Below are 11,726 nucleotides of genomic sequence, written 5' to 3' on the forward strand. Positions count from 1 at the left end.
GCAACCAGCGTTTCGCATATTATTCTGGCGCTCATAATAATAATTCTCGTTTACGTTATCATTCACTTTCACATCAGAGATTCAACATGGCGCTTTCCAATACTGCTCAGCCAATGAATACGTCGCTGCGTAAGCTCGCGGTCGTCGTCGCCACAGCGGTTGCCGGCATGTCTGCTTATGCTCACGCGGCCGAAACCCCGAAAAAAGAAGAAACCATTACGGTAACCGCAGCACCTGCGGCACAGGAAAGTGCCTGGGGGCCTGCTGCGACCATCGCCGCACGGCAATCCGCGACCGGAACCAAAACGGATACCCCTATTCAAAAGGTTCCACAGTCTATTTCTGTGGTCACGGCCGAAGAGATGGCGCTGCATCAGCCGCGCTCGGTGAAAGAAGCCCTGAGCTACACGCCGGGCGTTGCGGTAGGCACGCGCGGCGCGTCTAACACCTATGACTATTTGATCATCCGCGGCTTCGCGGCCGATGGCCAGACGCAGAATAACTACCTCGACGGCATGAAAATGCAGGGGAACTTCTATAACGACGCGGTAATTGATCCTTACATGCTGGAGCGCGCCGAAATCATGCGCGGTCCGGTTTCCGTTCTGTACGGCAAAAGCAGCCCGGGCGGTTTGCTGAACATGGTCAGTAAGCGCCCAACAACCGAGCCGCTGAAAGAGATCCAGTTCAAAGTCGGCACGGATAGCCTGTTCCAGACCGGGTTCGACTTTAGCGATGCGATCGACGACGACGGCGTTTACTCTTATCGCTTAACGGGCGTTGCGCGTTCTAATAACGCTCAGCAGGAGCGTGCGGAAGAGCAGCGTTACGCCATCGCGCCATCGTTCTCCTGGCGTCCGGATGATAAAACCACCTTCACGTTCCTCTCCTACTTCCAGAACGAGCCTGAAACGGGCTACTACGGCTGGCTGCCAAAAGAGGGAACGGTGGAGCCGCTGCCGAATGGGGATCGTCTGCCGACGAACTTCAACGAAGGCGCGAAGAACAATACCTATTCCCGTAACCAGAAAATGGTGGGATATAGCTTCGACCACGAGTTCAACGATACCTTTACCGTGCGTCAGAACCTGCGCTTTGCCGAGAACAAAACCTCGCAAAACAGCGTATATGGTTATGGCGTCTGTACCGATCCGGCAAACAGCGGCAACAAACAGTGTGCCGCGTTAGCGCCATCGGACAAAGGCCATTATCTGGCGCGTAAATACGTTGTCGATAACGAAAAGCTGCAGAACTTTACCGTTGATACCCAGCTGCAGAGCAAATTCTCAACCGTCGAGGTGGACCACGTCCTGCTGACCGGCGTTGACTTTATGCGCATGCGGAATGACATCAACTCCTGGTTCGGTTACGACGACTCTGTTCCGCTGCTGGATCTCTACAACCCGGTGAACAGCGATTTTGATTTCGGCTCAAAAGATCCCGCGACCTCCGGCCCATATCAGATCCTCAACCGTCAAAAACAGACGGGTCTGTACGTTCAGGATCAGGCGCAGTGGGATAAAGTGCTGGTAACCCTGGGCGGCCGTTATGACTGGGCCGATCAGGAATCCTACAACCGCGTGACGAACACCACCTCCAAACGTGATGATACCCAGTTCACCTGGCGCGGTGGCGTTAACTATCTGTTTGATAACGGCGTAACTCCGTACTTTAGCTACAGCGAATCGTTTGAACCGGCTTCGCAGACCGATGCCCAGGGCAAGCTGTTCTCGCCGTCTAAAGGCAAACAGTACGAAGCGGGCGTGAAATACGTGCCGAACGATCGTCCGATCGTCGTCACCGGTGCGTTGTACCAGCTGACCAAAACCAACAACCTGATGGCGGACCCGGCGGGCTCCTTCTTCTCGGTTCAGGGCGGTGAAATCCGCGCGCGTGGCGTAGAACTGGAAGCGAAAGCGGCCCTGTCTGCAAGCGTCAACCTGGTGGGTTCTTATACCTACACCGATGCGGAATACACCACGGACACCACCTACAAAGGCAACACGCCTGCTCAGGTGCCAAAACACATGGCATCGTTGTGGGGTGATTACACCCTGTTTGACGGTGCGCTGTCTGGTCTGACGCTGGGTACCGGCGTGCGTTACACGGGCTCAAGCTATGGCGATCCGGCGAACTCCTTCAAGGTGGGCAGCTATACCGTTGTCGATGCGCTGGTCAGATACGATCTGGCACGCGTTGGCATGGCGGGCTCAAACGTGGCGCTGCACGTGAACAACCTGTTCGATCGTGAGTACGTTGCCAGCTGCTTCAATACCTACGGCTGCTTCTGGGGTGCTGAACGTCAGGTTGTTGCCACCGCGACCTTCCGCTTCTAATCTCTCTTCGGGCACGGTTCGCCGTGCCCTTTTTATTTAAGTTGGCTGATATGCAGGATATTCAAACGCAACCCGACACCACCTTTACGCTCAACCATCTCTCCTTTCGCGTACCCGGGCGCACGCTGCTGCATCCGCTCTCTCTGACGTTCCCTGCCGGTAAAGTGACGGGCCTGATTGGTCACAACGGTTCCGGTAAATCCACGCTTCTCAAGATGCTGGGGCGCCATCAGCCGCCTTCAGAAGGCGATATTCTGCTGGATGACCAACCTCTGGAGAGCTGGAGCAGTAAAGCCTTTGCCCGCAAAGTGGCCTATCTGCCGCAGCAGCTGCCGCAGGCGGAAGGGATGACGGTGCGCGAGCTGGTGGCGATTGGGCGTTATCCGTGGCACGGTGCGCTTGGGCGCTTCGGCGTCGCCGACCGAGAGAAGGTGGAAGAGGCGATTGCGCTGGTCGGGCTAAAACCGCTGGCGCACCGTCTGGTGGATAGCCTGTCCGGCGGCGAACGTCAGCGCGCGTGGATCGCGATGCTGGTGGCGCAGGACAGCCGCTGTCTGCTGCTGGATGAACCGACCTCTGCGCTGGATATCGCCCATCAGGTCGACGTCCTGGCGCTGGTGCATCGCCTGAGCCAGCAGCGTGGCCTGACGGTCATTGCGGTCCTGCACGATATCAACATGGCCGCGCGCTATTGTGACTACCTCGTCGCGCTGCGCGGGGGCGAGATGATTGCCCAGGGGACACCGGCAGAGCTGATGCGCAGCGAAACGCTGGAACATATTTACGGTATTCCGATGGGTATTCTGCCTCACCCGGCCGGGGCTGCACCGGTGAGCTTTGTCTACTGATGCTGAATAACACACGCATTAGCCGCCGTCGCCTGCTGACGGCGATGGCGCTCTCGCCGCTGCTGTTAAAAATGAATACGGCGCGTGCCGCCGCCGTCGATCCGCACCGTATTGTGGCCCTGGAGTGGCTGCCGGTCGAACTGATGATGGCGCTCGGCGTCACGCCCTATGGCGTGGCGGACATTCCTAACTATAACCTCTGGGTGAACGAGCCAAAGCTGTCGGACTCGGTGATCGACGTCGGCCTGCGAACGGAGCCAAACCTTGAGCTGCTCACCCAGATGAAACCCTCGTTCCTGTTCTGGTCCGCGGGCTACGGCCCGTCAGAGGAGACCATGGCGCGCATTGCGCCGGGACGTGGATTTGCTTTCAGCGACGGTAAAAAACCGCTGGCCGTGGCGAAAAACTCGATTAACGAGATGGCGCACTTTCTCAACCGCGAAGCGGAGGCCAAAAAGCATCTCGGCGAATTTGATGCCCTGATCGACTCCCTGAAGCCGCGCTTTGCTCACCGGGGCGATCGTCCGCTGCTGATGGTGACGCTGCTGGATGCCCGCCATATGCTGGTCTTCGGTAAAAACTGTCTGTTCCAGGAGGTGCTGGACAGCTTCGGCATTCGCAATGCCTGGGAAGGGGAGATGACCTTCTGGGGCAGTACCGCCGTGGGTATCGACCGCCTGGCGGCGTTTCGCGATGTGGACGTGCTCTGTTTCGACCACGGTAACGAACGCGACATGCAAACCCTGATGGCGACCCCGCTCTGGCAGGCGATGCCGTTTGTGCGCGAGAAGCGCTTCCAGCGCGCCCCGGCTGTCTGGTTCTACGGCGCGACGCTGTCGGCCATGCATTTTGCCTGCGTGCTGGATAACGCCCTGGGAGGTAAAGCATGAGTACGCGTATCGCCCGCTTCCCGGCGCTGCTGTTATCCCTGCTTTTTCTGGTTGCGCTGGTATTAACCGGGTTCAACCTCTCCACGGCCTTACCGCGCGCGCAGTGGGGGGCCGCTCTGGCCTCGCCGGATATCGACAATATTCAGCAGATGCTGTTCCACTACAGCCTTCTGCCGCGTCTGGCGATCTCCCTTTTGGTCGGGGCCGGCTTAGGGCTGGTGGGCGTATTGTTCCAGCAGGTGTTACGTAACCCGCTGGCAGAGCCAACCACGCTCGGCGTCGCGACCGGCGCGCAGCTTGGGATCACCATCACCACGCTGTGGGCGCTGCCGGGAGCGTTAACCTCGCAGTTTGCGGCACTCGCGGGGGCGTGCGTGGTGGGCGCGCTGGTCTTTGGCGTGGCCTGGGGCAAGCGCCTTTCTCCTGTGACGCTTATTCTGGCCGGGCTGGTGGTGAGCCTGTACTGCGGGGCGATTAACCAGCTGCTGGTGCTGTTCCATCACGATCGGCTGCAAAGCATGTTCCTGTGGAGTACCGGCACGCTCACCCAGACCGACTGGAGCGTTGTAGAGCACCTCTGGCCGCAGCTGGCTGGCGGCGTCGTGCTGACGCTGCTGCTCCTGCGCCCTCTGACGCTCATGGGGCTGGATGATGGCGTGGCGCGTAACCTGGGGCTGGCGCTGTCGCTGGCTCGTCTGGCGGCGCTGACGCTGGCGATTGTATTGAGTGCCCTGCTGGTCAACGCGGTCGGCATCATCGGGTTTATCGGCCTGTTTGCGCCGCTGCTGGCGAAAATGCTCGGGGCGCGTCGCCTGCTGGCGCGTCTGATGCTGGCGCCGCTGATTGGAGCGCTGATCCTCTGGCTTTCCGATCAGCTTATTCTCTGGCTGGCGCAGGTCTGGAGGGAAGTGTCCACCGGCTCTGTGACCGCGCTTATCGGGGCGCCGCTGCTGCTGTGGCTGCTGCCGCGCCTGCGCAGCATGAGCGCACCGGCGATGGACGCGGGCGATAAAGTCTACGCTGAACGTCAGTCGGTGCTGTGGTTTAGCCTTGCCGGTCTGGCGGTGCTGATTATCGCCTCGTTCGCGGCGCTCTCATTCGGACGCGATGCCATGGGCTGGCACTGGGCAACGGGTGATTTACTCAATGAACTGGTGCAATGGCGCTGGCCGCGTATCTTCTCCGCGCTGATCGCAGGGGTGATGCTGGCGGTGGCGGGGTGCATTATTCAGCGTCTGACCGGCAACCCGATGGCAAGCCCTGAAGTGCTCGGGATCAGCTCTGGCGCCGCCTTTGGCGTGGTGTTGATGCTGTTCTTTGTGCCGGGGAATGCGTTTGGCTGGCTGATGCCAGCCGGCAGTATCGGTGCGGCAGTCACGCTGATGATTATCCTGATAGCCGCCGGTCGCGGCGGATTTTCGCCGCACCGCATGCTGCTGGCCGGGATGGCGCTCAGCACCGCATTTACCATGCTGCTGATGATGCTGCAGGCCAGCGGCGATCCGCGTATGGCGAAGATCCTGACCTGGATTTCCGGCTCAACCTACAACGCCACCGGCAGCCAGGTGGTCTGGTCCGGGATCGTGATGCTCGTGCTGCTGGCGATGGTGCCGCTGTGCCGCCGCTGGATGACCATTCTGCCGCTCGGCGGCGATACCGCGCGTGCGGTGGGAATGGCGCTGACGCCAGCGCGCGTGGCCCTGCTGCTGCTGGCGGCGTGCCTGACGGCTGTGGCAACCCTGACGATTGGACCGCTGAGTTTTGTCGGATTAATGGCGCCGCACATTGCCAGAATGATGGGATTCCGCCGGACGATGCCGCATATCGTCATGTCGGCCCTGACGGGCGGGGTGATGCTGGTGTTCGCGGACTGGTGCGGAAGAATGGTGCTGTTCCCGTATCAGATCCCGGCGGGTCTGCTGTCGACCTTTATCGGTGCGCCGTACTTTATTTATCTGTTGAGAAAGCAGAGTCGGTAGTCAGGTGCGGCCTGTTGCCCTCACCCCGACCCTCTCCCACGGGGAGAGGGAGAACATCGTAGGCCGGGTAAGCTTTAGCGCCACCCGGCAATGCCCTTAGAGCTTCGCAAACACCTTGCGCGCCGCGTCGATGGTGTTGTTGATATCATCTTCGCTGTGCGCCACGGACATAAAGCCCGCTTCGAACGCGGACGGCGCCAGGTACACGCCTTCTTCCAGCATCAGGTGGAAGAAGCGCTTGAAGCGTTCAACGTCGCACTTCACCACGTCCTGATAGCAGGTCACGGTTTTCGCATCGGTGAAGAAAATCCCGAACATGCCGCCCACGTGGTTTACCACCAGCGGAATACCCGCTTCTTCTGCCGCTTCCAGCAGACCGTTTGCCAGCTGCGAGGTCAGGTCGGTCAGGGTTTCGTGAATACCCGGCTGAGCCACTTCGGTCAGGCAGGCAAAGCCCGCCGCCATGGCGATAGGGTTACCGGAAAGCGTGCCCGCCTGGTAAACCGGGCCGGTTGGCGCCAGGGCTTCCATCACGTCTTTGCGTCCACCGAATGCGCCGACCGGCATGCCGCCGCCGATGATTTTGCCGAGGCAGGTCAGGTCCGGCACGACGTCGTAGTAAGACTGGGCACCCGCCAGCGCCACGCGGAAGCCGGTCATGACTTCATCGATGATCAGCAGCGCGCCGAACTCGTCGCACAGGGCACGCAGGCCCGGCAGGAAGTCAGGCTGCGGTGGGATACAGTTCATGTTGCCGGCAACCGGCTCAACGATGATGCAGGCGATCTCCTGCGGATACTGCTCGAACGCCGCGCGAACGGTAGCAAGATCGTTGTAGGTGCAGGTCAGGGTGTGCTTCGCGAAATCTGCCGGTACGCCCGGGGAGTTCGGCTGGCCGAGCGTCAGCGCGCCGGAACCGGCCTTCACCAGCAGGCAGTCCGCATGGCCGTGGTAACAGCCTTCAAACTTGATGATTTTATCGCGACCGGTAAAACCGCGCGCCAGGCGGATGGCGCTCATGGTCGCTTCGGTACCGGAGTTCACCATACGCACCATGTCCATGGTAGGCACCAGTTCGGTCACCAGCTCCGCCATTTTCACTTCCATTTCGGTTGGCGCACCGAAGCTCAGGCCGCGCTGGGCGGCTTCAATTACCGCGTTACGAATGGCCGGATGGTTGTGCCCCAGCACCATCGGCCCCCAGGAACCCACATAATCGATATAGGCTTTGCCATCGACATCATACAGATACGCGCCGTCAGCACGTTCGATAAACAGCGGCGTACCGCCCACGCCGGTGAAGGCGCGCACAGGTGAGTTCACGCCACCCGGAATAAGCTCGCGGGCTGCACTGTAGAGGTTTTCAGACTTGCTCATGGCGTCGTTCCTGGTTCGAATAAAATGGTTAAGCCCACTATTCTATGTGATTCGGGGAAGGTTATGAAATTTTTAGCCGGGCAATGCTTTAAGATTTGTTAAGTAATTTTCAGGAGACGGTAGGGCCGTCTCTGGTAAAATCCTCGCGGCTTTTTGTGTGACAAATAAGAACAGGACATGAAATCAGATTCTCCGTCTTTTGAAGAACAACAGTTTACGCGCGCCCAGCACCGAATCAGCATTCGGCGGCTGCTCAATCGCGATAAAACGCCGCTGGCGATCCTGCTGGCCGCTGCCGTGGTGGGCACTCTCGCGGGCCTGGTTGGCGTAGCGTTTGAAAAAGCGGTTAATGCCGTACTCAACTGGCGAGTGGGCACCGTGGCCGGTTTCGCCGACAGCGAATGGCTGGTCTGGGTGTGGGCATTCGGGCTGTCCGCGCTGTTTGCCATGGTGGGGTATTTTCTGGTGCGTAAATTCGCGCCGGAAGCGGGGGGATCGGGGATCCCGGAAATTGAAGGCGCGCTTGAGGAGCTGCGTCCGGTGCGCTGGTGGCGGGTGATTCCGGTTAAGTTCATCGGCGGCATGGGGACTCTGGGTGCGGGAATGGTGCTTGGACGGGAAGGACCCACGGTACAGCTGGGGGGGAACGTCGGCCGCATGGTGGGCGATCTGTTTCGGATGCGAAGCGCCGAAGCGCGCCATACGCTGCTGGCAACCGGCGCGGCGGCGGGGCTTTCCGCCGCGTTTAACGCGCCGCTGGCAGGCATTTTGTTCATTATCGAAGAGATGCGCGCGCAGTTCCGCTACAACCTGATCTCAATTAAAGCGGTATTCACCGGCGTCATTATGTCGAGCATCGTGTTTCGCATCTTTAATGGCGAGGGCGCGGTCATTGAGGTGGGTAAACTGACCAACGCGCCGGTCAACACCCTGTGGCTTTACCTGATCCTCGGCATGATTTTTGGCGTGGTGGGGCCGCTGTTTAACACCTTTATCCTGCGCGCTCAGGATATGTTCCAGCGCATTCACGGCGGGAACACCACGAAATGGGTGCTGATGGGCGGTCTGCTGGGTGGAATGTGTGGCGTACTCGGGTTTATCGAGCCGAATGCCGCAGGCGGCGGGTTCGGGCTGATTCCCATTGCGGCGGCAGGGAATTTCAGCGTGGGTCTGCTGCTGTTTATGTTTATCTCCCGGGTTATCACGACGGTACTGTGCTTCTCTTCCGGCGCGCCCGGGGGGATTTTTGCCCCGATGCTGGCGCTGGGTACGCTGCTCGGCACCGCGTTTGGTATGGCGGCTGAAGTGGGCTTTCCCGCCTATCATCTTGAAGCTGGGACCTTTGCGGTGGCCGGAATGGGGGCGCTGCTGGCCGCGTCCCTGCGCGCGCCCTTGACCGGGATCGTGCTGGTGCTGGAGATGACGGACAATTACCAGCTCATTTTGCCAATGATCATTACCTGTCTCGGCGCGACACTATTAGCCCAGTTCCTGGGTGGAAAACCGCTATACTCCACCATCCTCGCGCGTACCCTGGCGAAACAAGAGGCTGAACGGGCCGCCACGCAGAATACTTGAATGAATTACCAGGGTATTAGATAATGAGACAAAGAATTGGGTGAATTTTACCCAATGGCAGTATTCATGGGAGCATAAGATGAGTGATGACGTAGTAGCTGTACCGCTCGAATTTACCGAAGCAGCAGCCAACAAAGTGAAAGTCCTGATTGCCGACGAAGACAATCCGGATCTGAAACTGCGTGTTTATATTACCGGTGGCGGCTGCAGCGGCTTCCAGTATGGTTTTACCTTTGACGATCAGGTTAACGATGGCGATATGACTATCGAGAAACAGGGCGTCGCGCTGGTGGTTGACCCGATGAGCCTGCAATATCTGGTGGGTGGTTCGGTGGATTACACCGAGGGTCTGGAAGGTTCGCGCTTTGTGGTCACGAACCCGAATGCGACAAGCACCTGCGGATGTGGATCTTCGTTCAGCATCTAAGAGAGTGCGGGCTGATGCCGTTACTCCGTCCCTCTCTCACAGGGAGAGGGAGAAAAGACTAAAAACGGTAACCTTGCGGTTACCGTTTTGCTTTTACCTGCCATTATCATCCAGCGCAAACGTCGGCAGCTTCAGGTGCCAGCGTATCGCCGCTAAGCGTATCACCAGCGTCACGACCATCCCCAGCATCGCGGCATTTTCCAGCGGGAGGGCGAAGGTATAGTACGCGGTAGCGTGAACAATCCCGCCCACAATGCAGGCCGTTGCGTAAATTTCAGTACGCAGGATCATCGGCACTTCACGCGCCAAAATGTCGCGTATGATCCCACCGCCCACGCCGGTTAATACGCCCATGCAGATTGCCACCATCGGACCGGTACCGGCATTAAACGCCTTGTTGACGCCAATACCGACAAACACGGCCAGACCCACGGCATCCAGTACCGGCAATATCCACTTGGGTAAGCGGCGGGGCTGGCGAACCAGCACAATGGTCAACAGGCAGGTGACCATCGCGACCACCAGATCGGTAGGATCTTTCACCCAAAACACCGGGCCATTTGCCAGCGCCATATCGCGGATAGTCCCGCCGCCGACGGCGGTCACGACGCCCAGCACCAGCACGCCAAACGGATCCATGCGTAGTTTTCCGGCGAGCAGAACGCCGGAGATAGCAAAAACGGCTGTGCCAAGAATATCCAGCCAATAAACGAGCATCGTTAAATCCTCGAAAAGGGTCTTATGTTAGTGACTCTCTGCCAGCGCGGCACAGAGCTGTTTTGCGGCGAGGATAATACGCGGGCTGGCGCGTTCAAACCAGTCGCTGTTGAGCGGGATCACCGGAATTTTTAGCTGCTTTTGCCAGAATTGTTCAATTTTAGGAATCTCGCTCGCATTTCCGACCACGACGATGGCCTGCGGCTGGCGCGCCAGCACCTGTTCGCGGCTCACCTGAGGCCACGGCACCCGGCTGGCAGCAAAGATATTTTCACCGCCACAGACTTCCAGCACCTGGTTCTGAATCGACCCTTTTCCGGTGGTGAACAGCGGATGGCTGCCAAACTGCAGGAAGATGCGTTTTTTAACAGGGGTATCGTATCGGGATTTCAGCGCGGCATAGTCGCTCAGCATCTGTTTCGCCGCAGCCTCAGCTTTTTTGGGCGTAGGGCTGTAGGGTGCCAGGGCGCGTAGCGCCTGAGCGACCTGCTCAATGCTGACGGCATCAATCCACATGACCTTTATGCCAAGCGAGGTGAGCTGGTTGACCTGCCGCTCGGCGTTGCCGCCGCGCCAGGCCAGCACGAGATCCGGTTTAAGCGCCACGATGCGCTCAAGGTTCATCCCCTGCCAGGTTGCCACCTGTTCAATACCCGCGGCTTGCGGTGGGTAATCCGAAAAGCTACTCACGCCAACGGGCGTGATCCCGGCGGCAAACGCCAGTTCCGTATTTGCGGGAGAGAGAGTAATCACGCGCGGTAACGCATAGAGCCACAGCGGTGCGAGAAGAAGCAGGGCGGCCAGCGCCCTGACGGTATGTTTAGCCACGTGCCAGATTCTGCACCAGGCGCTCCACCATCACGGTGGACTGTTTTGCCGCAACGGTCAGGAACTCGTCGAAGCTGATGTGGGACTGCTGGTCTGCCACGTCAGAGATGGCGCGAACCACCACGAACGGTACGCTGAAGTTATGGCAAACGTGAGCGATCGCGGTCGCTTCCATCTCAACGGCAACCGCCTGAGGGAAGTTATGACGGATTTTCGCCAGCCCAACGGAGCCGTTGATGAAGGCATCACCGCTGACAATCAGACCGCGCACCGCGTTGAGGTTGAGTTCTGCGATGCAGGTCTCTGCCGCCGCAATCAGTTTGTCGTCAGCTTTAAAACCAGCAGGGCAGCCCGGGAGCTGGCCGTACTCGTAACCGAACGCGGTGACGTCGGCATCGTGGTAACGCGCTTCGTCGGAAACAACGATATCGCCCACTTTCAGCGTCGGCGCCAGGCCGCCCGCAGAGCCGGTATTCACGATCACGTCCGGCTTGCAGCGCTCAAGCAGCAGGGTTGCACCCAGCGCAGCAGCCACTTTACCGATGCCTGATTTCAGCAGAGCCACGTCAACACCGTTCAGCTGGCCGGTGTAGATCTCACAACCTCCCAGAGAGAGGGTCTGACGGTTCTCAATTTTGTCACGCAGCAGCGTAACTTCTTCTTCCATTGCACCAATAATGCCGATTTTCATAGATTTACTCGCGATGTGCCTTGTTAAGATGCATAGTCTATCATGCGGTTAAGGG

Annotated in this window: 10 protein-coding genes; 6 read left to right on the forward strand and 4 right to left on the reverse strand. The window is 59.0% G+C overall.

Annotated features, from left to right (window positions below):
- Nucleotides 1-86: 86 nt before the first annotated feature.
- From fhuA to fhuB, 4 genes are read left to right on the forward strand one after another with little or no spacing between them, the layout of a single operon-like run.
- Complete coding sequence (gene fhuA, locus UR289_RS12875) at nt 87-2,336, forward strand: ferrichrome porin FhuA (RefSeq protein ID WP_320710343.1); 2,250 nt, start codon at nt 87-89, stop codon at nt 2,334-2,336.
- Nucleotides 2,337-2,386: 50 nt separating this feature from the next.
- Complete coding sequence (fhuC, locus tag UR289_RS12880; protein ID WP_033144663.1) at nt 2,387-3,184, forward strand: Fe3+-hydroxamate ABC transporter ATP-binding protein FhuC; 798 nt, start codon at nt 2,387-2,389, stop codon at nt 3,182-3,184.
- On the forward strand, nt 3,184-4,074 hold the full coding sequence (gene fhuD / locus UR289_RS12885; protein WP_320710344.1) for a Fe(3+)-hydroxamate ABC transporter substrate-binding protein FhuD: 891 nt from the start codon (nt 3,184-3,186) through the stop codon (nt 4,072-4,074). The genes fhuC and fhuD overlap by 1 nt, the downstream gene beginning before the upstream one ends.
- On the forward strand, nt 4,071-6,053 hold the full coding sequence (fhuB, locus tag UR289_RS12890; protein ID WP_320710345.1) for a Fe(3+)-hydroxamate ABC transporter permease FhuB: 1,983 nt from the start codon (nt 4,071-4,073) through the stop codon (nt 6,051-6,053). The genes fhuD and fhuB overlap by 4 nt, the downstream gene beginning before the upstream one ends.
- 96 nt (nt 6,054-6,149) lie before the next feature.
- Here the strand turns inward: fhuB and hemL are convergent, their stop codons facing one another.
- Nucleotides 6,150-7,430 (reverse strand): glutamate-1-semialdehyde 2,1-aminomutase, encoded by a 1,281-nt coding sequence (hemL, locus tag UR289_RS12895; protein ID WP_048974989.1) that lies wholly within the window; start codon nt 7,428-7,430, stop codon nt 6,150-6,152.
- Nucleotides 7,431-7,607: 177 nt separating this feature from the next.
- On the opposite strand from hemL, the gene clcA reads away from it, so the two are divergent.
- Together clcA and erpA are read left to right on the forward strand one after the other, a co-directional pair.
- Nucleotides 7,608-9,008, forward strand: coding sequence for a H(+)/Cl(-) exchange transporter ClcA (gene clcA / locus UR289_RS12900; RefSeq protein WP_039260615.1), 1,401 nt, complete (start codon nt 7,608-7,610; stop codon nt 9,006-9,008).
- 79 nt (nt 9,009-9,087) lie between these two features.
- Entirely contained in the window at nt 9,088-9,435 is a 348-nt protein-coding gene (gene erpA / locus UR289_RS12905) for an iron-sulfur cluster insertion protein ErpA (RefSeq protein WP_023310446.1), read from the forward strand.
- Between the two features lie 93 nt (nt 9,436-9,528).
- On the opposite strand, the gene UR289_RS12910 is transcribed toward erpA, so the two are convergent.
- From UR289_RS12910 to mtnN, 3 genes are read right to left on the reverse strand one after another with little or no spacing between them, the layout of a single operon-like run.
- Nucleotides 9,529-10,152: a TRIC cation channel family protein gene (locus tag UR289_RS12910; protein WP_023310447.1), complete on the reverse strand. Its 624-nt coding sequence runs from the start codon at nt 10,150-10,152 to the stop codon at nt 9,529-9,531.
- Between the two features lie 27 nt (nt 10,153-10,179).
- Entirely contained in the window at nt 10,180-10,980 is an 801-nt protein-coding gene (gene btuF / locus UR289_RS12915; RefSeq protein WP_320710346.1) for a vitamin B12 ABC transporter substrate-binding protein BtuF, read from the reverse strand.
- The gene (gene mtnN, locus UR289_RS12920) at nt 10,973-11,671 is read right to left on the reverse strand and encodes a 5'-methylthioadenosine/S-adenosylhomocysteine nucleosidase (protein ID WP_014882620.1); all 699 of its coding nucleotides are present in this window, start codon (nt 11,669-11,671) and stop codon (nt 10,973-10,975) included. The genes btuF and mtnN overlap by 8 nt, the downstream gene beginning before the upstream one ends.
- Nucleotides 11,672-11,726 lie beyond the last annotated feature (55 nt).

It is taken from the genome of Enterobacter sp. 302C9, from assembly GCF_034106085.1.
In the GTDB taxonomy this organism is placed as follows: Bacteria; Pseudomonadota; Gammaproteobacteria; order Enterobacterales; family Enterobacteriaceae; genus Enterobacter; species Enterobacter asburiae_B.

Excerpts from the sequence above, each read along its gene's own strand:
- fhuB (WP_320710345.1), top strand. The coding sequence starts at position 4,071 with ATGAGTACGCGTATCGCCCGCTTCCCGGCGCTGCTGTTATCCCTGCTT.
- clcA (WP_039260615.1), top strand. The coding sequence starts at position 7,608 with ATGAAATCAGATTCTCCGTCTTTTGAAGAACAACAGTTTACGCGCGCC.
- fhuD (WP_320710344.1), top strand. The coding sequence starts at position 3,184 with ATGCTGAATAACACACGCATTAGCCGCCGTCGCCTGCTGACGGCGATG.
- UR289_RS12910 (WP_023310447.1), bottom strand. The coding sequence starts at position 10,152 with ATGCTCGTTTATTGGCTGGATATTCTTGGCACAGCCGTTTTTGCTATC.
- hemL (WP_048974989.1), bottom strand. The coding sequence starts at position 7,430 with ATGAGCAAGTCTGAAAACCTCTACAGTGCAGCCCGCGAGCTTATTCCG.
- erpA (WP_023310446.1), top strand. The coding sequence starts at position 9,088 with ATGAGTGATGACGTAGTAGCTGTACCGCTCGAATTTACCGAAGCAGCA.
- mtnN (WP_014882620.1), bottom strand. The coding sequence starts at position 11,671 with ATGAAAATCGGCATTATTGGTGCAATGGAAGAAGAAGTTACGCTGCTG.
- fhuA (WP_320710343.1), top strand. The coding sequence starts at position 87 with ATGGCGCTTTCCAATACTGCTCAGCCAATGAATACGTCGCTGCGTAAG.
- fhuC (WP_033144663.1), top strand. The coding sequence starts at position 2,387 with ATGCAGGATATTCAAACGCAACCCGACACCACCTTTACGCTCAACCAT.